Source organism: Bradyrhizobium centrolobii, from assembly GCF_001641635.1.
Classification (GTDB): domain Bacteria; phylum Pseudomonadota; class Alphaproteobacteria; order Rhizobiales; family Xanthobacteraceae; genus Bradyrhizobium; species Bradyrhizobium centrolobii.
In genome coordinates, this window is the sequence record NZ_LUUB01000039.1 from 1 (window position 1) to 21,257 (window position 21,257).

The following is a 21,257-nucleotide window of genomic DNA, read 5'->3' on the forward strand; positions in this document are numbered from 1 at the left end:
TCAGCTTGGCCGTGTGCCCCAGCTTGCCAAGCTCTCGCGCCAGGTGGTGGGCGGCCCCGCAGGCCTCGATCGCCACCACCGTCGGCGGCAGCTTGGCAAAGAACGCCCGCATCGCCTTGCGGCTCAGCCGCTTGCGAAGCACGACCGATTCCGATGCATCAACCCCATGCAATTGAAAAATATACTTCGACGTATCCATCCCAATGCGGATAATCTGGCTCACGGACGGCTCCTGCGAATGAGTTTCTGACAACCTCATTCTGGCACACTGATGCCGTAGGGGGCCGTCCACACCATCAACCCCAGGGAGTAGTTGTGGCGCGAGCGCGTAACCCCGAGTCTTCGCCAAACTCCATCCTGTGGTTATGGGTCCCGGATCTGCGCTCCGCTTCGCTGCGCTTGTCCGGGACGACAGCGGAGATATCTAACGACGGCGGAATAAGCGGCGCGCTACTTCCCCCACCGCAGCGCGAGCGCATCGCGCTCCTTCGCCAGTTCCAGGAGCCCCGCGCGCGTCGCCGGGTGCAGCGGCTGCAAGGGATGCCGCACGGCGTCCGACTTGATCACGCCGCCGGCCTGCATCATGACCTTGCAGGCGATCAGGCCGCATTGGCGGTTCTCGTAGTTGATCAGCGGCAGCCAGCGTTCATAGGCGGCCTTCGCCTCCTCGCGCTTGCCCGCGAAATAGGGATCAACGATCTGGCGGATGCCGTCGGGGTAGCCGCCACCGGTCATCGCACCAGTGGCGCCGGCGTCGAGATCGGCTAGCAGCGTGATCGCTTCTTCCCCGTCCCACGGGCCCTCGATGTCGCTGCCGCCCGCCTCGATCAGGCTCCTGAGCTTTGTGGCAGCGCCGGGCACCTCGATCTTGAAATAGCGGATGTTGGAGAATTCGCGCGACAGCCGCGCGAGCAGCTCGACCGACAGCGGCGTGCCCGCCACCGGCGCGTCCTGGATCATGATGGGAATATTTATCGCGCCTGAGAGCACCTTGAAGAATTCGACGATGCCCTTCTCGGGCACCCGAAAGGTCGCGCCGTGATAGGGCGGCATGACCATCACCATGGCAGCACCCGCCGCTTCGGCCTGCTTGCTGCGCGCGGCGCAAACGGCCGAGCTGAAATGGCTGGTGGTGACGATGACGGGAACCCGGCCGGCGACATGCTCCAGCACCGCATGCATCACGGTTTCCCGTTCGGCATCGGTGAGCACGAACTGCTCGGAGAAATTGGCGAGAATGCAGAGGCCGTTTGAGCCGGCATCGATCATGAAATCGACACAGCGGCGTTGGCCCTCGAGATCGAGCTCGCCGCGATCGTTGAAGATGGTGGGCACGACCGGGAACACGCCGCGATAGGGGCGCTGGGCCTTGGGTTGTGGCGTGACCGGCATCGAATTCTCCATCCCTGATGATCTCGTAACTCTGTCGCAGAGCGCGTGGCGCGGCGTCACAGATGTACTCGTCGCGGGGACCGGCGGCAATGCCGATCCGCGCGCCGTTGGGACAAAGGAATGTTTGAGGCTATGCGGTCTTCACCGCCCCGAGGAAACCCTCGACCGCAACGCGAAGGCGATCGGCGTCGGCCGACATCTTCCTGACCGATTCGAACAGCACGTTGCCCGCATTGCCGGTCTCGCGGTTGAGGCTGGCGACGCTGCCGATGGTGTCGGTGACCTCGCGGGTGCCTTGTGCGGCCTGCTGGAAGTTGCGCGATATCTCGGTGGTGGCCGCGCGCTGCTCTTCGACAGCCGCGGCAATCGCCGTCATCTTCTCGTCGATGCCGCCTATCGCGCCACCAATGGAGCGGATGGCGGCGACCGCCTGACCCGTCGCACCCTGGATCTCCTCGACCTGGCGCGAGATCTCTTCGGTCGCGGTCGCGGTCTGCGCGGCGAGGCTCTTGACCTCGCCGGCGACCACGGCAAAGCCCCTTCCCGCTTCGCCGGCGCGCGCGGCCTCGATGGTCGCGTTCAGCGCCAGGAGGTTGGTCTGGCCGGCGATGGCGTTGATCATCTTCACGACTTCACCGATGCGGCTTGCGGTCTGGTCGAGGATCTCGACCGTCGCATTGGTCTGCTCGGCCTGCGCCACCGCCTCGCGCGCCTCGCGCGCGCTGGCCTGCACTTGCGCCGAGATTTCGCCGACGGAGGCGGAGAGTTCTTCGGTCGCGGCCGCGATGGTTTCGAGATTGTTGGTGGCCTGCTCTGCGGCGGAGGAGACGGCCGCGGTCTCGCTGCTCGATTCCGAGACCAGCGAACGCATGCCGGTCGCCGTCGCATCGAGCTCCTTCGCCGAGGTCGCGACGCTTTGAATGACGGCCTGAACGGTGTCGTCAAAGCTGCGGCACGCGGCATCGACCGTGCCGGAACGCGCGAGCTGCAACGCCTGCTGCGATTCGCGTTCCTGGCCCAACCGCTCCGCGGTCGCCGCGCTCTCGCGCAGGCTCTCGAGCGCGGCAGCCATGGTGCCGAACTCGTCGGGATATTTCGACTGCGGAACCGGGGTCGCAAAATCGCGTGCGCCGATGCGCGCGATCGCGTCCAGGATAGCGCGCACTGGACGAACGAGGCGGTTGCGCACCACGAACACGCCAGCCAGGGTCACGGCCAGAGCAAGCAGAAACGCGAGCGACTGTACGACGAGGTTGGTGAGGGCTCTCTCCTGAACCGCCTCCGCGCGCGCGATCGACTGGTCGAGTGCTTTGGTTGCGACCGCGACGATGAGGGCGAACGGCGACTGGCAGAGCGTATTCCATTCCGACGCAGGCAACGCCGGGCGACCGCTGCCGTCGAGGTTCTTGGTGAGCTCGCCGATCTGCTTGAGAACGCCGTCGGTCTTGGCCCGCGCGTCCTTCGCCGCGTTGACCAGCTCCGCCGTTACGTCAGGCGCGGCCAGAAGCTCGCCCATGCCGGTCCAGCCGGCATTGACGATCCCGTTCCAGCTGGCAACGGTCTGCTTCTGGGTCTCGTCGAGCGGCTTGCTGCTGTTGATGTTCGGACGCAGCGACGAACACTGGATGCCGTAGCGGTCACGCACCTGCCAGGCGAGGCGTCGGACCTGAATCATGCGGGCGATGAAGGGATCGTTCATCCAGGCACGGTTCGACACCGCGGTGGACGCGAGATTCGCCGTATCGATGACCTTGGTGACGGCGTCGTACCAGGCGCCGGTGCGTTCCATCTTGCGTTCGACACGCGGGCGCTTCGCCTCGTCATAGAACAGCTGGAACTGCGGCGCGGCTTCGCTCCAGCGCTGCTTCAGCGTGCTGGCGAGTTCGTCGCGCCCGGCAAATTCGACGGTAGGAAGCGCCGCGGCGATGGCTTCAAAGCCCGCCTGCTCGGCCTTCTCGGCTTCGCTGAGCTTGGTGCGCGGATCGTCCTCGCCGAGCAATGCGCTCTGCGCGTCGCCACGATTGTTGCGCAGTGACAGCACGCCCTGGAAGATCGCCTTGTCGGCGGCGGCAAGGCGCCCGGTCTCGAGACTGTCGCGATAGCGGCCGAAAGCCCCGGCCATCTGGATCGCCGTGCTAGTGAGAGCGCCGACGGCCAGCAAGGCCATCAGGACCAGGAGGAGCGTGCTTACCGATTTCTTAAATATTGCCATGAGCAGGGGGGCCTAGTCTTCACTGGTGGCCACCTTGCATCGCGACATGCCAATGTTTCGTTAAGGTTTTAATCGAATTGGGAACAACTCCCGATTTGCCGACCCTTTAGGCCGCCGACATTATGCAACTTTCGTGAAGTCGGGCGGGCGGCGTTCGGCAAAGGCCGTGAACGCCTCGCGCGCCTCGGCCGTGCGCAGGCGCTGCGCGAACTGCTCGCCCTCCGCGTTCATCTGCGCGACCAGCGCCTCGCCATTGCGCATCAAGCGCTTGGTGGCGGTGAGCGCGCCGGCCGGCTGACGGACGAGGCGCTGGGCCAGCGCGAGCGCCTCAGTATCGAGCTTGTCAAGCGGCACCACCCGGTTAGCGAGGCCCCATTCCAGCGCAGCCTTGGCCGGCACGGTCTCGCCGAGCGCGAACATCTCGTAGGCGCGGGCGTAGCCGATGCGCGCCGGCATCAGCAGGCTGGAAGCGGCTTCCGGCACCAGCGCAAGGCTGACGAACGGCGTCGACAGTTGCGCATTGTCGGCGAGCAAGACGAGGTCGCAATGCAGGAGCATCGTGGTGCCGACGCCGACAGCGCGGCCTTGCACGGCCGCGACCAGCGGGCGGGTGCAGCGCGCCAGCGACTGGATGAAGCGCACGACGTTGCGGCTGCCTTCGGACTTGCCGCTCGCCACGGCCGCGAACTCGCCGACATCGTTGCCGGCAGTGAACATGTCGCCTTCGCCACGGATCAGCAGCACGCGCACCGACGAATCCAATTCGGCGGATTCGATGGTGTCGGCGAGCCTGCCGTACATCGCGTCCGTCAGCGCGTTCTTCTTGTCGGGACGCGCCAGGGTGAGGGTGAGAATTCCGCCGTTGCTCTCGATCCGGACATGCTCGGTCATTCGTCTGCTCCTCTTAGTCCTCTGGGTCTCTTGGAAATTTGTCCTGAATGCTCGTCAGCCAACGCGCGACGATGTCGATCTCCGCACTGGTAAATCCTTGCGTCAGCGCCGCATTGACTTCGGCCGCCGCCGTTTTCGCCTGCGCCAGCGCAATGCGGCCTTTCGGCGTGAGCCATACGCGCCAGGCGCGCCCGTCCTCGCGATCGGCCCGCCGCTCGACCAGTTTTGCCGCCGCCGTGCGGTCGACGAGGCCGGAAATGCCGGCAGGCCCGAGATCGAGCGCGGCCCCCGCCTCGCCCATCAGGATGCCATTCTGCTTGCCGAGGATGAACAACAGGCCCGCCTGCGCCGGTGTCACCTCGCTATGCGGCTGCGCAGCCATCCAGCGCTGCAAGCGCCGCTGCGCGACGCTGAGCAGATAGATCAAGCGGTGATGTCTTGGCGCGGTCAAGCGCAGGTCGATTTGTTTCGCATGCGAAATATATAATGGAGCGCGACAGGATTGTCAAAGCGCTGTCGTCGCTACGGCGGTGTTGCACGGCAGCCGTCGAGAAAGAGGGTCGCGCAGGTTCGCACACGCCGCTCGATGTCCTTGCGCGACGGCAAAGGTATGCCGCCATAGATCGCTGCGCGCTGCGGCGCCGATGCGACCATGCCGATCAGCATGCCGGCGGCCTCGTCGACGTCATCAATCGCGATGAGCTTCTTCTTCACCTGGACGCGGAGCCAGCGCGCAAGGGCCGTCGCCGTCCGGGAAATGCCATTCTTATAGAAGGTCGCGGCGAGCTCGGGGAATTCGGCGGAATCCTGCAAGATCATGCGCTGCAACGCCACGACTTCCGGATCGAGCGCGAGATCGGCGCAGGCGAGCAGCGCGGCGCGCAGGCCCGCTTCGATCTCGACGTCGTCGTTCGCCTGGAGATGAACGTCGGAGAGCAACCGCTCAAGCCGATCCGCGCACATGGCCGCGAACAACGCGGCCTTGCCCGGAAACAGCCGATAGAGCGTCTTGGTGGAGATGCCGGCGCGGCGCGCCAGCTCTTCGGTGCTGGTCGCAGCATAACCGTCGACGGCGAAGGCGTGCCGTGCGGCGTCGAAGACGATCTGCTTCGTCTCCTCGTCGCTGCGCAGTTGTGGCCGCCCGCGGGGGCGGCATTCCCCTGAAGATTTTGCCTGAGCCATGTTTTTGGATGATGCCTGTCATTCCATTGACAGTCCTAAAGCTAGGCCTATTTTGGAAATCGTCAAGTTTCCTAATTCAGGGGAGCGGCCATGACCGTCCACACCAACCCATCCAACGTCGCCCAGACCGCCATTCCGGCGAACGCACTCGAGGGCGTCCTGCCTGCCGCGCCATCCGCGGTTCGTCAAAAGCTGAACGTTCGCAAGCTGTTGCTGGCTGGGATGGCGGCGGTCGCGCTGGCGGGGGCGAGCTGGTACGGCTACGACTATTGGACCGTCGGCCGGTTCCTGGTCTCCACCGATGACGCCTATGTGAAGGCCGACAACACCACCATCGCGCCGAAGGTCAGCGGCTATCTCGACCACGTCCTGGTCGGCGATAACGAGCATGTGAAAGCCGGCCAGGTGCTGGCCCGGATCGATAGCCGTGACTTCAGGGTGGCGCTCGACCAGGCCCGGGCCGATGTCGCCGCCGCGAACGCGACTGTGGCAAGCAAGGAGGCCCAGCTCGAGGTTCAGCAGGCGGTGATCGCGGCGGCAAAGGCGACGATCGACGTCGACACCGCGTCGAAGAGGTTCGCGAGCCAGGAGAACAAGCGCTACACCGACCTCGCCGCGACCGGCTATGGCAGCGTGCAGAATGCGCAGCAGGCACAGGCGCGCGACGCCGGCGCGGACGCCGCTATCCAGCGCGACAACGCCAATCTCGTTTCCGCCCTCAAGCAGGTCGATCTCTTGAAGGCCGAGATCGTGCAGGCCAAGGCGGCGGCCGCCCGCGCAGCAGCGATCCAGCAGCAGGCCGAGCTCAACCTCGGCTACGCCACGATCGTCTCCCCGATCGACGGCGTGGTCGGCAACCGCACGCTCCGCGTCGGCCAGTATGTGCAGGCCGGTACGCAGTTGATGTCGATCGTGCCGGCCGAAGGCGCCTACATCGTCGCCAATTTCAAGGAGACCCAGCTCACCAACGTGCGGGCGGGACAGCAGGTCGAGATCGAGGTGGACACGTTCCCGGGCCAGATCGTGCACGGTCACGTCGATTCCATCGCGCCGGCCAGCGGCCAGGAGTTCGCGCTGCTGCCACCCGATAACGCCACCGGCAACTTCACCAAGGTGGTGCAGCGCATCCCCGTCAAGATCGCGCTGGATGCCGAGACCGTGCCCGCGATCGCGCTGCGGCCCGGCATGTCCGTGATTCCCACGATCGCAACGCGCTCAGCGCCGACCGCGCAAGCGGCCGCGACGCCCAAGGCAAAGATCAAGCCCAAGCTTGTTTCCGGAGGATCGTGCCATGTCAAACAGCCTCACAATCTCGACGCCAGCACTCGCAACGCCGGCCGCGACGCCTGATCGCGCCGCCGCCGATCCCAACCGCGCGAGCGCCACGATCTGGATCGCCGTCTTTGCGGCGATGATCGGCGCCTTCATGGCGATCCTGAACATCCAGATCACCAACGCCTCGCTGCTCAACATCGAGGGCGGCATCGGCACCGGCGTCGACAACGGATCCTGGATCTCGACCTCATACCTGATCGGCGAGATCATCGTCATTCCGCTCACCGACTACCTGTCCCGCGTGTTCTCGTTCCGCAACATCATCCTGAGCTTCGCGACGCTGTTCGCGGTGTTTTCGGTGGCCTGTGCCTTCACGCACGATCTTCCTTCGATGATCGCGATGCGCGGCCTCCAGGGTTTCTTCGGCGGCGTCCTGATCCCGATGGCCTTCACACTGGTCTTCACCAAGCTGCCGAAGGCCCAGCAGCCGATCGGCCTTGCGATGTTCTCGCTCGCCGTCACCTTTGCGCCCGCGATCGGCCCGACCATCGGCGGCTATCTCACCGAGAACTACGGCTGGCAGACCATCTTCTTCGTCAATGTCGTGCCCACCGCGGTCATGGTGATCACGCTGTTCTTCACCCTGGAGCGCCAGCCGCTGCAGCTTGGGCTGCTGCGCGAAGGCGACTGGTTCGGCATTGCGACCATGGCGGTCGGCCTCGCCTCCCTGCAGGCCGTGCTGGAGGAAGGCAACAAGGACGACTGGTTCGGCTCGCCCTTCATCGTGCGGCTCGCCATCATCGCGGCGGTCAGCCTGTCGCTGTTTATCTATAACGAACTCGTGGTGGAAAAGCCGCTCCTGCGCCTGCGCCTGCTGACGCAGTGGAATTTCGGTGTCGGCACGATCGCTGCGGTGTTCCTCGGCTTCGCGCTGTTCGGTTCGGTCTATCTCTTGCCCGCCTATCTCGGCCAGGTGCAGGGCTACAATGCCGAGCAGATCGGCAACGTGCTGGCCTGGACTGGCCTACCGCAGCTTCTCCTGATTCCGCTGGTGCCGAAGCTGATGCAACGGTTCGACACCCGCTACATCGCAACCGTCGGGCTGCTCCTGTTCGCCGCGAGCTCGTTCATGAACATCATGATGTCGCTCGACTATTCCGGCGACCAGTTCTTTGCCCCCAATGTCGTGCGCGCCGTCGGCCAGGCGCTGACCCTGGCGCCGCTCTCGGCGCTCAGCCTCGGCAGCGTCGCGCCGCAGGATGCCGCCGCCGCGTCCGGCATCTCCAACATGATGCGCAACCTCGGCGGCGCCATCGGCACCGCGGTGCTCGCGACCATCGTCACCAAGCGCGAGCAGTTCCACTCCAACATCATCGGCCATTCGGTCACACTCGGCCGCGAGGAGGTCCGCACCCGCATCGCGCAGCTCACCAACTATTTCATGGCGCACGGCGTGCCCGACCCCAACGCCGCGCGCGAGCAGGCGATCATTGCGCTCGGCAAGACCGTCAAGCGCCAGGCGCTGGTGATGGGCTATTCCGACACTTTTGCGGTGATCGGCGTGGTGCTGGTGCTCGCCGCGATCGCGGTGATGCTGACCCGGCGCGTGAAGGCGGCCGGCGGACCGGCGCATTAGCGTCTTCGCCTCGCCCCGGTTGCGGGGCGAGGCGAAAGCTCACGGCGCGCAGGTAAAGCTTGAAGCCTCCGTCATTGGACCGCTCTTGTAGTGCGGCCAGGCCGGCCAGCGGCACAGCGGCAGCGCGCGTAGTGTCGCAAACGACGGCGCCTCGTCCTTCTGCTCAGTGACCTCGAGATCGCCGGGCGCCTTGCCTTTCTCGACCCAGTCGACCAGCACGCTCAGCATGTCGACATTGGCCGGCGCGCCGGAGCCGACATGGTCGACGCCGGGTGCGGTATAGAGCCGCGCGAACTCGGCGGTCTCGGCCTTGCCGAGCTTGCGCTCGACGCTCTCGAAATAACGGATGCCGGCATAGGGGCTCTGCGCATAGTCGGCCATGTGCTCGAGCATGATCAGCCGGCCGCCGCGCGCGCGGAAACGGCTGAGATCGGGATTGGTCGAGTCCATGAGGCTGGAGACCTCGAGCAGCCGCGCCTTGTGCTCCTCCACCTTGTAGGTCGTGACGTCCAGCTTGGGATCGCGCGCGAACACATATTGAATGCCGCCGGCGCCGTAGATCCAGGCGATGCCGTTGTTGGGCGCGGGCGGCTGCGCCGGGGGCGCGGTGCCGAGCCACCACGCGACCCAGCCGCCGGTTGGGCCGGCCGCCGGCGTGTCCTCGCCCGAGACTCCCCAGCCCGGGTAGTCATCAAGACCGTTGGCGAGCGGGAACGGGAATCTGTAGGTCGCGTGCAACGTGTCGACCGCCTTGATCTGCGCATCGGTGAGGCACTGGTTGCCGCTCTTGCCGCTCGCACAACGGAGCGTCTCGACCTTGAACGCCGCCTTGCAGGCGACGGGATCCTGCACCAGCGCATCGTCGGAGCCGTCGGCCTTGTCGCAGGTCCTCCGCACGGCATCGGCTACGAGCTTCACCTGCGCCGGATTGATCCAGCCCTCGCCCATGGTCACGAGGCCCGAGCGCGTGCCGGCATGCTGCAAGCCGACCCAGTTGATGACGGGCACGCGCGAGAAAATGCCGTCGAAATCGTCCGGATAGCGCTGCGCCATGGTGAGGCCTTCGCGGCCGCCCTCGGACGAGCCCATGAAATACATCTTCTCCGGCTTCTTGCCGTAGGCGCGCTCCATCAGCGCGACGGCGGCGTCGCGCACCTTCTTGTAGGCGCGGTGGGCAAAATTCTCGAAGGCTTCGTCGTTCAGCGCGAAGAGCTGCGGCGGCTCGCCCGGCTTGGATTCGTGGCCGGAGTCGGTGCCGTAGGTGACGAAGCCGCGCGCGAGTGGCGACGGCTTGTCGAAGGGATAGGCCGGCGGAAGCGCCAAGCCGGTGATCAGCACGCCGTTGAATCCGCCGCCGCCATATTGCACGGAGCGGCCGTTCCATTCGACCGGCAGATTGACCTGGAATTTGATCGGCGGCGCCTTGGGATCGGTCGGCTCGACATGGCCGAGCACCTTGCAGAAAGCGGGATTGGCGGGCGTGACCCGGCCCGACGGCGTCGGCCCACGTTCGGCAACGGTGAGCTGCGCCGGCGCCTGCAACGTTGCGGAATCGAACTTCACCGCACCGCCGCCGCCGACGAGGCCCTTGCAGACGGTGTCGGCATCCTCCGGCAGCGTCACCGCGGATGCGGCGTTCGCGCCCAGCACCGTCATCGCGCCCGCGAGCAGCGCACACAGTCTCGCATCCATTCGCGCCATCGTTTCCAACCCTTTGTGTTTTCGTTCGGTCCGACAGGAGGCCGCATTCAATGCGACCTTCGATGCCCCGTCAATGAAGGACATCCGCATCCGGGCTAGAATGATCCGAGCACGCTGCCTGCTACGATCACGACCACCAGCGCCAGCAGCGATGTCACGATGCCTACCATGACGATGTCGAAATAGCTGTCGCGATGCGTCAGGCCGCAGATCGCGAGCAGGCTGACCACGGCGCCGTTGTGCGGCAGGATGTCGAGCGTCCCCGAGCCGATCACCGCCACGCGATGCATCAGGCCGAGGTCGATGCCGGTGCGCGAGGCAAGCTCGACATAGGTCGGGCCCAGCGCGTCGAGCGCGATGGTCAGGCCCCCCGATGCCGAGCCGGTCAGCGCGGCCAGGACGTTGGTGGCCACCGCAAGCGACACCAGCGGGCCGCCTTCGATCGCGAGCACCCAATCGCGCACCGCGGTGAACGCCGGCAGCGAGGCGACGACCGCGCCGAAACCGACGAGGCTGGCGACGCTGACCGCCGGCAGGACGGATGCGTTGGCGCCTGCGTCCATGGTCTGCCGCAGCGCCGGCAGCCGGGTCCAGTTCAGCACGATGGTCGTCACGATGGCGGCAGTGAGCGCGACCGAAACCGACCATACGCCCGCGACGGCCGCCAGCGACGTACTGCCGAAGCGCGGCTCGGCGAGATAGGAGACGTCTAGCCGCGGCAACACCACCAGCGACATCAGGAGGTTGACGGCGACGACGACGATCAGCGGCAGGATCGCGCTTACGACCGGTGACGGCGCGCCGCTCCGTTGCCCGTGCCGCAGCTCCGCCGGGTCGAACTCGCGCGCCGTCGTCGCGCGTTCGCGCACGAGCTCATCGGCGGCGGCGCGCTCAGTCGCATCCTCCGTGTCCTCGCCATAGCCTTCGCCGGCGCGTCGCGCGGCAGCCTCGGCGCGGCGCAGCCACCACAATCCCGTGGCGAGCATGACGAGCGAGGCAACGATGCCGAGGCCGGGCGCGGCAAAGGGTGTCGTGCCGAAGAACGGCATCGGGATCGCATTCTGGATCGACGGCGTGCCCGGCAAAGCGGACATGGTGAAGGTCGATGTCCCCAGCACGATCGCGGCCGGAATCAACCGGCGCGGTATCGCGGCGGCACGAAACAACGAACGGGCCATCGGAGCGATGACGAAGAACGCGACGAACAGGCTGACGCCGCCGTAGGTGACCATCGCGCCGGCCAGCACGACCGCCAGCACCACGCGCCGCTCGCCGAGACGCTCCGCCATGAAGCCCGCAACCGCGGTGACGGCTCCGCTGTCGTCCATCAGCTTGCCGAAGACGGCGCCGAGCAGGAAGATCGGGAAGAACTGCGCCAGGAAGCCCGCAGCGCTGATCATGAAGACCTGCGTCAGGTTCGCCAGCAGCGGCTCGCCACCGAACAGCGCGGCAACGAGCGCGGCGAACGGCGCGAGCAGGAGAACGCTCCAGCCGCGGAAGGCGAACACCACCAGCAGGCCGAGCCCGACGAGAAGGCCGAGAAGCCCCATGCCTCAGCACTCCGCCAGCAAAACATCGAAATCGGCAGTAGAACGCTGGCCGATATCGGCGCCATGCTCGTCGAGGAACGCCTGCGCTGCCAGCCGTCCCTCGGCGCGGAGCATCGAGATGAACTCCCACTCCGCGTTGAGCTTGGACGACGCGCCGAACTTCGTCAGCATTTCGCTCTTGATCCTGTGCGTCCGCATCTTCGCCCAGCGCGCGCCCTCGCCGCTGCCGGGATCGGCGGCCTGGCGCAGCAGCGCGATCATGCGCAGCTCCTTCATCAGTGGTGAATTGAAGGAAATCTCGTTGAGGCGGTTGAGGATCTCCGCGGCCGTGCGCGGCTCCTCCGGCCGCTCGGTCGGATTGATCTGCACCAGGATGGTGTCGTGTGCGTCGCTTTCGCGGACCAGTGGCGTGATCGTCGGGTTGCCGGCGAAGCCGCCGTCCCAATAGGGCTCGCCGTCGATCTCGATAGCGCGGAACATGGTCGGCAGGCAGGCCGACGCCAGCAGCACGTCCGCCGTGATCTCCGCGTTGCGGAAGATGCGGCCGCGCCCGGTCCGCACCCGCGTTGCGGTGATGAACAGCTTGATCGGCGAGCGCGCGAGGCGCTCGAAATCGATGCTCTCGGCCAGCACCGCACGCAGTGGATTGTAGCCGGTCGGATTGAGATCGTAGGGCGAGAGCACCCGCGACATCAGGTCGGTGAGGATATAGGCCGGCGACGTATCGAGGGTCCAGCGTCCCATCAGCCGGTCGAGCGGGGAGCGCTGGAGCGGACTGAAGGCCGCGGCCCGCGAGACACGGCGCCAGTATTGCTCGAGCGCGTCACACGCGCCCTCGGCGCCGCCGGCGGTCCAGCCATCCGCCAGCACGGCCGCGTTCATCGCGCCGGCAGATGTTCCGGAGATCGCGGCGATCGAGAGCCATTTCTCTTCGAGGAGACGGTCGAGCACGCCCCAGGCGAACGCGCCGTGCGAGCCGCCGCCTTGAAGCGCAAGATCGATCAGCACGGCGTCCCGTTCCATCGGCACCCACGCAACTGAATCTCAAATTCGACGCGATTTGTAACACGCCGACGATGACAGTAGTGTAGAGAGCCGTGGCCGTGTGATGCAACCGGAACGTGACGTTCCCGCCGTCTAGTGCTCGAATACCAGCCGTGCAGCGACGGTGCCATCGAGCGCGCAGATCTGCTGGAGCAGCGTGGCCGAATCCTGGCCGCCGAGATCCGCGTCGAGCACGACGTATCCGAGGTCGCCGGCGGTCTCCAGATATTGCGCGGCAATGTTGATGTCGCGCTGGAGGAAGGCCTCGTTCAGCCGCCGCAGCATGCCCGGCACGTTGCGATGAACGTGGCTGAAGCGCGCGCCGGAGGGACGCAGGTGCAGCTGCACCTCCGGAAAATTCACCGCGCCCATGGTCGAGCCAGTGATGAAAAAGTCGACAAGCTTGCGCGCCACCTCGCCGCCGATGCGCTCCTGCGCCTCCTCGGTCGAGCCGCCGATATGCGGGGTAAGAATGACGTTGCCGAGACCCTGCACCGGGCTCTTGAAGCGATCGGCATTCGACGAAGGCTCGACCGGAAACACGTCGATGGCGGCACCGGCGATGTGACCGTCACGCAGGGCACCCGCGAGCGCATCGAGATCGACGACTGTGCCGCGGCTGTTGTTGATCAGGAACGAGCCCGGCTTCATCGCCCGCAGCTCCTTCTCGCCGATCATGCCGGCAGTCTCCGGCGTCTCCGGCACATGCAGGCTGACTATGTCGCTCTGCGCCAGCAGCTCCTCCAGCTTCTCGACCGGCTCGGTGTTGCCGTGGCGGAGCTTGTCGGTGCGGTCGAAGAAGATCACCCGCATGCCCATGGCCTCTGCCAAGGTCGAGAGCTGCGAGCCGATATTGCCGTAGCCGATGATGCCGAGCGTGCGGCCGCGCACCTCGCGGCTGCCGGTCGCCGACTTGTCCCAGCCGCCGTCATGCGCCGACACCGAGCGCGGAAAAATCCGCCGCAGCAGCATCACGATCTCGCCGATCACGAGCTCGGCGACGCTGCGCGTGTTGGAGAACGGCGCGTTGAAGACGGGAATGCCACGCTTGCGCGCCGCGAGCAGATCGACCTGGTTGGTGCCGACGCTGAAGCAGCCGACCGCGAGAAGCTGGTCGGCAGCCTCAAGCACCTCCGCGGTGATCTGCGTGCGCGAGCGAATGCCGAGCAGCGACACACCTTTGAGCGCCTGCCGCAGCGCCTCGCCGTCCAGCGCCTTGGTCAGGCGCTCGACATTGGTGAAGCCCGCGCTCCTGAACAGGTCCACGGCGCTGTCATTGACACCTTCGAGCAGCAACGCCTTCGCGGTCCGCTCGGGGTTTTGGCCTGGGGCTGGCATAATGTCTCCATGACGATCGGCTTTGCCCGCAGCTCATAGACCGCGGACGAGATGCAGCACAATAGGGTTTGGATATGGGCACAAGATGGCGCAGCGGTAGATGTTGCTGTGCCAGTCGTCCCGTCATCCCCGCGCAACGGCGAAGCCGTTGTCGCTGGAGGTACGAACCCTGGGGTGCCCTTGCACATCAGGGCGAGCCTCGAAGGACGAAGGGCCGGAGATGCAGCCGGGACACCCAGCCAGCGCTTCAGATCACGTAAAATCCGTGTGTGCCGTCACGGCGAAGCTGTTCCACAAGGCCGTATTCCCAGTCGAGATAGGCTTGCATCGCACGCTCGGCGACATCGGTGCCCTCATAGGGGCGGCGGTAGCGATGCGACGGGTCGGGCTTCGGCAGGACGCGCGGCGGGCTGATCTCGAGCGGGCCGTCATAGCCGCCCTCGAGCACATAGACCTCCCAGCCCATCTGCGCGAGCCATGACGACGTCATGTCGGCTCGGACGCCCCTGTCGTCCGTCAACAGGATGCGCGCGCCGCGCACGGGCGCAGCCATGTCGGTCTCCTGAACGAGCTGACCGCCGGGATAATGACGGAACCCAGCGAGGTGGCCGGCGGCATACTCCTCCGCGTCGCGCACGTCGAAGCGATAGAGCGTGCGATCGGCCTGCGCCGCGAGCGCCGATGCCTCGTTCACGCCGATGTGGCGAACGCCGGCGCGATAGGCGACGTCGCGGGCATTCGCCGGGCCACCCTCGAACGGCCCGATGGGGCCGCGCCGGTCTGCGCCATGAGCGAGCGCATGCCGCGCCAGTGTCCAGCCGATCGTGCCGTTGCGCAGCGCTCGCACCCTGTTGGGCACGCCCGCATTGATCAGCGACTGGGTGCCGATGATCGAGCGCGTGCGGCCGGCGCAATTGACGATGATGGTGGTGTCGGGGTCGGGCGCCGCACTGCCGGCCCGCAGCACCAGTTCTGCTCCGGGCACGCTGACCGAGCCCGGGATGTTCATGGTCGCATATTCGTCGAAGCGGCGGACGTCGAGGATGGCGATGTTGGCCTTGTCGGCGATCAGCTTTGCGACCTCGTCGGCGCTGAGCGAGGGCGTGTGGCGGCGCGCCTCGACCAGTTCGCCGAAGGCCTTGGAATAGGAATTGACGTCCTCAAACACCTCGTAGCCCGCTGCACGCCAGGCCTTCAGCCCGCCATCGAGCGCACGCACGTTGGTGTAGCCGTGGGCCTCAAGTTGCTCGGCGCCCGCCACGACGAGGCCTTCGCCATCATCATAGAGCACGATCGGCACGTCTTTGCGCGGCAGCCGCATTTCGGCTTCGATCGCTGTCCGGTCGAAGGCCATATTGGCGGCGAACAGCGGATGACCGGTGGCAAAGGCCGACTCGTGCCTGAGATCGAGCAGCGCGATCTCCTCGCGCAAGAGCAGCGCGCGGCGGATGTCGGCGGGGGTGACGGTGGGAAGCGCCATGGGACAGATAGCCTTGGGAGGTATGGACACGAGCGCTTTTGGACGATTGCCGTCCGGTTGACCAGCCCGATCAAGGCATGCCCTGCGCTCTCCGCGACGCGCGACCCCCGAATCTCTATAGAAAAATCATGTTGTCTGCGGCAAAGGGCGTTAGAGTTCCGAATCGGGCTTGGGGTACAACATGAAAATCGTGAAATTCCTGGTAGTGTTTTTGGCGCTTCCGGGCGTGGCCATGGCCGCGCTGACCAATGCGGAGCGCAAATCTCAATTCGAGCGGGCGATGGCGTCGATCATAGCGGCGACGACGCCGACCGTATTCGGCTTTGTCCGCGACACGCTGGTCAAGGACTACGTCGCCTGCAAGCCCAACAAGGGGCAGGCGGTGGAGCTCATCCACGCGAATTATTTTCGCTCCTGCGAGCACGAGGACGCGTCGGTCACGGGCGAGCGCTCGCTGGAAGCATGCCAGTTACGCTACGGCAAACCGTGCGCCCTGCTGGCAGTGAATGAAGAGATCGTCGTGGAGGGCGAGCTGACCGCAAGGGATATGCCGCGGCTGCACTATGCCGGCAAGTATGACTTGTCCCAGATACCGATTATCCGGCGCATCACAAGGCAGCGCCCCGACGTGCAGAATTACGACATGGCCATGGAGCCGAAGGCGATGGCGATCCATCCATGGGGCAAGCTATTCATCTCGGCGGGCGACCCGAGCCTGAAGGATGCCCAGGCCTCCGCACTCGCAAAGTGCAACAGCGACCCCGCGCGCAACGGCAGGGATGGTGGCTGCTTCATCTACGCCGTCAACAACGACATCGTCATCGACGAACGGCGCATGCAGCCGAAGTGAGGCGTTCGCGGCAGCTGACGTGGAGGCGTCCACGCTCGGATTTGGAGCGAATGAGCAAGCTCACTCGCCAGGAACGAGCCGCCCCAGCGGCGGCTGCGCCGGGCGCCGCAGCTTGCGGCGCGACAGATAGAGCAGGATGCCCGTGACCGCGAACAGCGGCATCAGCGCGGCGGCGAGCATGAAGACAAGCTTGCCCGGCCAGCCCAGGATCGCACCGCGGTGAATGTCGAACACGTTCGCGATGATCTTCTCGCCGAGCGTCTTGTCGGCATAGAGCTCGGCGGAGACCACCTGACCAGTGACCGCGTCGATGCGGAATTCGTCACGCACGGTGTCGCGTGTAGAGTCCTTTCCCCATGATCGGATGCGTATCACCGTGGCAGGCCCGGCGGGCAGCGTCAGCAGGGCTCTGGAGAAACGGCTCCCCTCGTCGTGAAGGAAGGTCGACCAGGCACGATCGAATCCCGCTGCTTCAGCCGGCTCGCGGGCCGCAGCCGCGCGCGGCACCTTCGGCTGCATGCGCGCCACGGCGACCTGCGGGCGCGACAACAGCCAGACGACACCGTCCTTGTACCAGTCGAACGAGTACCAGAGCCCCGTCAGCGTCATCACCAGATAGATCGGCAGGACCCAGGTGCCGATGACGGCATGCAGCGACCGGTGCAGGCCGCGGCCGCTGAGCCCCAGATTTGGCTTCAGCCACATCTTCACGCTGCTCGCGCGGTGAGGCCAGCGGAGCACGAGACCCGAGACCAGCATGACAACCAGGCCGAACGCAGCGACGCCGGTGATCTGGCGTCCCCAGCCCTTGGCATCGCCCGGGATGAGTAACCAGCGATGCAGCCTGCGGACGATTGCAAAAAACTCCTCGCCGCGCGGCGTGCCCAGCACGCGCGCGTCATAGGGGTCGACATAGAGCGAGGCCGGCCGGCCGCCCTGGTCGTCGCGGGCGAAGCGGACATGCACCGCCGCGGACGGGTCGCTCGAAAGCGTGACGGCGGCGACCTTGCCGACGTCCTGCGTCGCCTTCAGCCGTGCGACCAATTCATCCGGCATCAGCGCCGGGGCCGTTCGCGGCGCGACCTCCATGATCCCGGCGTTCAGATGGTCGACGATCTCGTCCTCGAAGCTGATGATTGCGCCGGTCAGGGCGATCAGGGCAAGGAGCAGCGCGAGCACGAGGCCCGCGATGGAATGGACCTGAAGCAGGCCAGCCTTGATCGCGCGCCCCAGCCTACTCATCGAAGCCCGCCTTCTTGATGAGCGCAATGGCGGCTTGTTGATGCTTGGCGACCTCTTCGATCGGCAACGCATCGGCGGAGAACGCCCCGATCTCGGCAACGATTGGCGCCCGCTGCGCCGTCGCAAGCACGGGATATTCAAGCTCGGCGGCAGCAAAGATCCGTTGCGCCGAGGGCGTGACGAGGAACTCGACGAGCTGTTGCGCCAACGCCGGATGCGGCGCGTGTTTCGCGATCGCCGCGCCGGTGAGGTTCACATGCGTGCCGCCGCCCTTGAATGTGGTCGGAACCGCCTTGACCGCCATCGCCCAGGCGCGCCTATCGGCGCCGTCCCGTCCGTCGCGCAATTGCGCCAGCGCCACGGTGTTGCCGATGCCGATTTCACACGCGCCTTGCGCGAGCTCGCGGATCACGTCGTTGTCCTTGCCGGCCGGCTTGTGGGCGAGATTGGCCTTCAGACCAGCGAGCCAGGCCTCCGTCGCGGCTTCGCCATGATGGGCGAGATAGGCCGCGACCAGTGCCACATTGTTCTGATGCAGCGGCGAGCGCATGCATAATTTGCCCCGCCATTGCGGACTTGCGAGGTCTTCATAGACGATTGCCGCGAGCGGGCTGTCCTTGCGCGCGAGCGCGATGCGGGGACGGAGGGCGAGCGCGATCCACTGTGCGCCACCGTCGCGGAGATTTGCCGGCAGGGCCTGTTCGAGGCGCGGCGATACAAAGGCCCGAGTCAGACCGCGGGTGGAGAGCTGGGTGGTCTTGTCCAGACCGATCGCCATCAGGACGTCGGCGGGTGAGGCCTCCCCTTCCGACACGAGGCGCTTGACGAGACTGTCCTCGACGAAGACGACGTTCACCTTGATGCCGCTGGCTTCCGTGAACGCTGCAACCGCAGGCGCGACCAGGGCGGCCTCCCTGGTCGAATAGAGCGTGATCTCCTCGGCACGGCTCACACCTGCGGCAGCAGTGCAGGCAGACGCCAGCGCGATCAGGGCCGCGATGACTTTGTGCCGCGCCGCCATCGCTAGAACCTCACCGTCGCCGACAGCGAGAAACGTCGGGCATCGCCCATCGCGACGGCTAAAGCGCTTCCGGTCGTGGACGTGTAGTAGACCTTGTCGAACAGGTTCTTGACGTTGAACTGATAGGTCACCGGGAGGTTGTCGACTTTCGTGTCATAGGTCGCAAAGACGTCTGCGACGGTATACGCCGGCAGAAAGAACGTGTTGGCGGAGTCGCCCGGCCGGTCGCCGACGTAGTGCGCACCGCCGCCGAGCCGCAGACGTCCGGGCAGCGCGTCGCCGAAGTCGTAGACGAGATAGAGCGAAGCCGTGTTCATCGCGGCGTTCAGTAGCTTGGCGTTGCCAACAACGGGATCGTTGATCAGGCGCGCGTCGGTATAGCCATAACTTCCGATCATGCTCCATTGATCGGTCAGCTTGCCGGTCACGTCCAATTCGACGCCGCGCGACCGGGCCGCACCGGAAGTGCGCCCCGTCGACCTCCCGTTGCCGAGATCATCCAGCACCAGCACGTTCTTCTTATCGATGTCGTAAAATGCCAAGGTGCCCGACAGCCGCTTGTTCACATCGAACTTCAGACCGGTCTCCCACTGCGTTCCTTCTTCGGGCGCAATGGTGGAGTCGACGACAAAGCCGCTGGTGAACGCCGCGATGGTCGAGGTCGGCTTCAGCGACTGCGTATAGCTCACGTAATACGAGAGCTGATCGTTCAGCTTGAAGATGACGCCGCCGAGCGGCAGCACCTTATCGCCCGACAGGTTGGTGTTCGTGACGAAGACAGGCCGACCTTTTCCCGCGAGCTGCTCGTATTCCATCCAGCGCACGCCCCCGACCACGGACAACCAGTTGGTCAGATGGAACGTGTCCTGGGCGAAGAAGCCGCGGGTGCCGAGTTTGTCGGTCTGCTCGCTGTCGGTTGCCGAAACGGTCGTACCCGGCTGTGAGACCAATCCGTAGACCGGGTTGTAGAAATTGAAGCTCGGGGTCGCCTGGCGAATCAGGTCGCGGCGATCGATCGTGCGATACAACGCCTCGCCACCGAACAGGATCTCGTTGCGGAAGCCGCCCACCCAGACATCACCCTGCAGATAGGAGGTGCCGTAACTGGCGTTACTCAGCGAGTTATGGGTGCCGTCGTTGCTGCGGGTCTCGACGCCGGTCGTGGCGTTGACGCCGGTGATGCGAAGCTGATTGGCGCTATAGGTCTCGGTGTTGTAGCTGTAGGCCGCGGTGACCTTCCAATTGTCGTCGAGCTTCTGCTCGACCGAGGCCTGAACCAGGTCGGAGGTGCCCCACATGTTGTTGAAGGGCTCGTCGAGCCGACGCGTCGCCGGGATCGCCAGCGGTGCGCCGTTGACGAAGGCAGTGCCACGGTCGAACGGATAGATGAATTCGCGGTGCTCATAGGCGAGCTGGACCGTCGTGGTGTCGCCGTACCAGGCAAGCGACGGGTTCACCAGCATTTCCCTGTGGCGTCCGAAATTGCGCCAATAGTCCTCGCTGACACCGTAGCCGATGAAACGATAGGCCAGACCGCCATCGCCGATCGGACCGGTGATGTCGAGCGTGCCGTCGGCGCCGCTGCGGTTGTTCGCGAAGGTCGAGCCGAGCAGCGTGACCGAGCCGTGCTGGTAGAGCTCCGGACGCTTGCTGATGGTGTTGACGATGCCGCCGGGATCTATGATGCCGTAGAGCAGCGAAGCCGGTCCTTTCAGCACCTCGATGCTCTCGACCGCGGCGTTCAGGCTGCGGCCCTGCACCAGCGGCATGCCGTTGCGCATGATCGAGCCGTCACGGTTGTCGCCGAAGCCACGGCGGATCACCGCGTCCTGGGTGCCGGCGAGCGTGTTGGTCTGAGTGATCCCACTGATGTTGACCAGCGCATCGTCGATGTTGCGCGGCAGCTGGTCCTTCAAGACCTGCTCGGGCACGACGTTGACGGACTGCGACGTGTCGAGCGGCGAGGCGCCCGAGCGCAGCGTGGTCGCGCTCGGCATCGCGCGATAGCCGAGCTTTGCGGCTTGTTGCGCGGCGGCTTGTGCGGCCGCGCGCTCCGAGAGCGTCGGTGCCGCGGGTGCGGGATTGCGGATGCGCTGGGGCGCGGCGGTTTGCGTGCGGCGTGAAGGCTGTTCCGATGCGCGCGCCGGCTTCGGCCGCTGCACCGGCGCATCCACCGTCACCGGCGGCAGTGCCGATTGCGCCTGCGCAGTCGTCGTGTTGGTGGGACATTCGGCGAGCAGCACGGCTGCTCCGATGAGAAGACGCGCGCGGCTCTTGCCGGCACGAGTTCGACGGCCGCTGTCGCGTTGGCCATCCAGATAAGCACGCACTTTCGATTCACTTCCACGTCAGACACAGCATTGACGCTGGCGCGTCTAACAGCCGCGGTGAGTGAAGAGAACCGTAGGCGGAGTTGAATCGCTCTAGTGTTGAATCGTTCTAA

The 21,257-nt window shown here is 65.7% G+C and carries 16 protein-coding genes and 1 pseudogene; 3 read left to right on the forward strand and 14 right to left on the reverse strand.

What is annotated here, in order from left to right; genetic code table 11:
- From AYJ54_RS09805 to AYJ54_RS09830, 6 genes and pseudogenes are all read right to left on the reverse strand, one after another.
- Nucleotides 1-223 (reverse strand): annotated as a pseudogene (locus AYJ54_RS09805) (IS110 family transposase); the annotation flags it as partial.
- 227 nt (nt 224-450) lie between these two features.
- Nucleotides 451-1,392 carry a dihydrodipicolinate synthase family protein gene (locus AYJ54_RS09810; RefSeq protein WP_063698820.1) on the reverse strand — a complete coding sequence of 314 codons (942 nt, stop codon included), beginning with the start codon at nt 1,390-1,392 and terminating at the stop codon, nt 451-453.
- Nucleotides 1,393-1,522: 130 nt separating this feature from the next.
- Complete coding sequence (locus tag AYJ54_RS09815; protein WP_063698731.1) at nt 1,523-3,604, reverse strand: methyl-accepting chemotaxis protein; 2,082 nt, start codon at nt 3,602-3,604, stop codon at nt 1,523-1,525.
- A gap of 120 nt (nt 3,605-3,724) precedes the next feature.
- Entirely contained in the window at nt 3,725-4,495 is a 771-nt protein-coding gene (locus AYJ54_RS09820) for an enoyl-CoA hydratase (RefSeq protein WP_063698732.1), read from the reverse strand.
- Between the two features lie 13 nt (nt 4,496-4,508).
- The gene (locus AYJ54_RS09825) at nt 4,509-4,922 is read right to left on the reverse strand and encodes a MarR family winged helix-turn-helix transcriptional regulator (protein WP_201724159.1); all 414 of its coding nucleotides are present in this window, start codon (nt 4,920-4,922) and stop codon (nt 4,509-4,511) included.
- Nucleotides 4,923-5,017: 95 nt separating this feature from the next.
- Nucleotides 5,018-5,677 carry a TetR/AcrR family transcriptional regulator gene (locus tag AYJ54_RS09830; protein ID WP_063698734.1) on the reverse strand — a complete coding sequence of 220 codons (660 nt, stop codon included), beginning with the start codon at nt 5,675-5,677 and terminating at the stop codon, nt 5,018-5,020.
- Between the two features lie 90 nt (nt 5,678-5,767).
- On the opposite strand from AYJ54_RS09830, the gene AYJ54_RS09835 reads away from it, so the two are divergent.
- Both AYJ54_RS09835 and AYJ54_RS09840 read left to right on the forward strand, forming a co-directional pair.
- The gene (locus tag AYJ54_RS09835; RefSeq protein WP_063698735.1) at nt 5,768-7,027 is read left to right on the forward strand and encodes an HlyD family secretion protein; all 1,260 of its coding nucleotides are present in this window, start codon (nt 5,768-5,770) and stop codon (nt 7,025-7,027) included.
- The gene (locus tag AYJ54_RS09840; protein WP_063698736.1) at nt 6,969-8,588 is read left to right on the forward strand and encodes a DHA2 family efflux MFS transporter permease subunit; all 1,620 of its coding nucleotides are present in this window, start codon (nt 6,969-6,971) and stop codon (nt 8,586-8,588) included. Before AYJ54_RS09835 ends, AYJ54_RS09840 begins: the two co-directional genes overlap by 59 nt.
- A gap of 39 nt (nt 8,589-8,627) precedes the next feature.
- Here AYJ54_RS09840 and AYJ54_RS09845 read toward each other — a convergent pair whose 3' ends face one another.
- From AYJ54_RS09845 to AYJ54_RS09865, 5 genes are all read right to left on the reverse strand, one after another.
- Nucleotides 8,628-10,289: a tannase/feruloyl esterase family alpha/beta hydrolase gene (locus AYJ54_RS09845; protein ID WP_063698821.1), complete on the reverse strand. Its 1,662-nt coding sequence runs from the start codon at nt 10,287-10,289 to the stop codon at nt 8,628-8,630.
- A gap of 95 nt (nt 10,290-10,384) precedes the next feature.
- Nucleotides 10,385-11,839, reverse strand: a complete 1,455-nt coding sequence (locus tag AYJ54_RS09850; protein WP_063698737.1) for a GntP family permease — start codon at nt 11,837-11,839, stop codon at nt 10,385-10,387.
- A 3-nt stretch (nt 11,840-11,842) separates the two neighbouring features.
- Nucleotides 11,843-12,862 carry a patatin-like phospholipase family protein gene (locus AYJ54_RS09855; protein ID WP_063698738.1) on the reverse strand — a complete coding sequence of 340 codons (1,020 nt, stop codon included), beginning with the start codon at nt 12,860-12,862 and terminating at the stop codon, nt 11,843-11,845.
- 114 nt (nt 12,863-12,976) lie between these two features.
- Nucleotides 12,977-14,221 (reverse strand): phosphoglycerate dehydrogenase, encoded by a 1,245-nt coding sequence (serA, locus tag AYJ54_RS09860; protein ID WP_063698739.1) that lies wholly within the window; start codon nt 14,219-14,221, stop codon nt 12,977-12,979.
- A 247-nt stretch (nt 14,222-14,468) separates the two neighbouring features.
- Nucleotides 14,469-15,701: a rhodanese-like domain-containing protein gene (locus AYJ54_RS09865; RefSeq protein WP_063698740.1), complete on the reverse strand. Its 1,233-nt coding sequence runs from the start codon at nt 15,699-15,701 to the stop codon at nt 14,469-14,471.
- Nucleotides 15,702-15,933: 232 nt separating this feature from the next.
- Between AYJ54_RS09865 and AYJ54_RS09870 the strand changes: the two genes are divergently transcribed.
- Entirely contained in the window at nt 15,934-16,551 is a 618-nt protein-coding gene (locus tag AYJ54_RS09870) for a hypothetical protein (RefSeq protein WP_136623583.1), read from the forward strand.
- Between the two features lie 60 nt (nt 16,552-16,611).
- Here the strand turns inward: AYJ54_RS09870 and AYJ54_RS09875 are convergent, their stop codons facing one another.
- The 3 genes from AYJ54_RS09875 to AYJ54_RS09885 are packed head-to-tail and all read right to left on the reverse strand — an operon-like array spanning nt 16,612 to nt 21,144.
- Nucleotides 16,612-17,793, reverse strand: coding sequence for a PepSY-associated TM helix domain-containing protein (locus AYJ54_RS09875; RefSeq protein ID WP_063698742.1), 1,182 nt, complete (start codon nt 17,791-17,793; stop codon nt 16,612-16,614).
- Complete coding sequence (locus AYJ54_RS09880) at nt 17,786-18,814, reverse strand: extracellular solute-binding protein (protein ID WP_063698743.1); 1,029 nt, start codon at nt 18,812-18,814, stop codon at nt 17,786-17,788. Before AYJ54_RS09880 ends, AYJ54_RS09875 begins: the two co-directional genes overlap by 8 nt.
- Before the next feature lie 2 nt (nt 18,815-18,816).
- Complete coding sequence (locus tag AYJ54_RS09885) at nt 18,817-21,144, reverse strand: TonB-dependent siderophore receptor (RefSeq protein ID WP_063698744.1); 2,328 nt, start codon at nt 21,142-21,144, stop codon at nt 18,817-18,819.
- Nucleotides 21,145-21,257: the final 113 nt, after the last annotated feature.

Bases quoted from the DNA above. Each gene is read 5' to 3' on its own strand.
- AYJ54_RS09810 (WP_063698820.1), bottom strand. From the start codon at position 1,392: ATGCCGGTCACGCCACAACCCAAGGCCCAGCGCCCCTATCGCGGCGTG.
- AYJ54_RS09815 (WP_063698731.1), bottom strand. From the start codon at position 3,604: ATGGCAATATTTAAGAAATCGGTAAGCACGCTCCTCCTGGTCCTGATG.
- AYJ54_RS09820 (WP_063698732.1), bottom strand. From the start codon at position 4,495: ATGACCGAGCATGTCCGGATCGAGAGCAACGGCGGAATTCTCACCCTC.
- AYJ54_RS09830 (WP_063698734.1), bottom strand. From the start codon at position 5,677: ATGGCTCAGGCAAAATCTTCAGGGGAATGCCGCCCCCGCGGGCGGCCA.
- AYJ54_RS09835 (WP_063698735.1), top strand. From the start codon at position 5,768: ATGACCGTCCACACCAACCCATCCAACGTCGCCCAGACCGCCATTCCG.
- AYJ54_RS09840 (WP_063698736.1), top strand. From the start codon at position 6,969: ATGTCAAACAGCCTCACAATCTCGACGCCAGCACTCGCAACGCCGGCC.
- AYJ54_RS09845 (WP_063698821.1), bottom strand. From the start codon at position 10,289: ATGGCGCGAATGGATGCGAGACTGTGTGCGCTGCTCGCGGGCGCGATG.
- AYJ54_RS09850 (WP_063698737.1), bottom strand. From the start codon at position 11,839: ATGGGGCTTCTCGGCCTTCTCGTCGGGCTCGGCCTGCTGGTGGTGTTC.
- AYJ54_RS09855 (WP_063698738.1), bottom strand. From the start codon at position 12,862: ATGGAACGGGACGCCGTGCTGATCGATCTTGCGCTTCAAGGCGGCGGC.
- serA (WP_063698739.1), bottom strand. From the start codon at position 14,221: ATGCCAGCCCCAGGCCAAAACCCCGAGCGGACCGCGAAGGCGTTGCTG.
- AYJ54_RS09865 (WP_063698740.1), bottom strand. From the start codon at position 15,701: ATGGCGCTTCCCACCGTCACCCCCGCCGACATCCGCCGCGCGCTGCTC.
- AYJ54_RS09870 (WP_136623583.1), top strand. From the start codon at position 15,934: ATGGCCGCGCTGACCAATGCGGAGCGCAAATCTCAATTCGAGCGGGCG.
- AYJ54_RS09875 (WP_063698742.1), bottom strand. From the start codon at position 17,793: ATGAGTAGGCTGGGGCGCGCGATCAAGGCTGGCCTGCTTCAGGTCCAT.
- AYJ54_RS09880 (WP_063698743.1), bottom strand. From the start codon at position 18,814: ATGGCGGCGCGGCACAAAGTCATCGCGGCCCTGATCGCGCTGGCGTCT.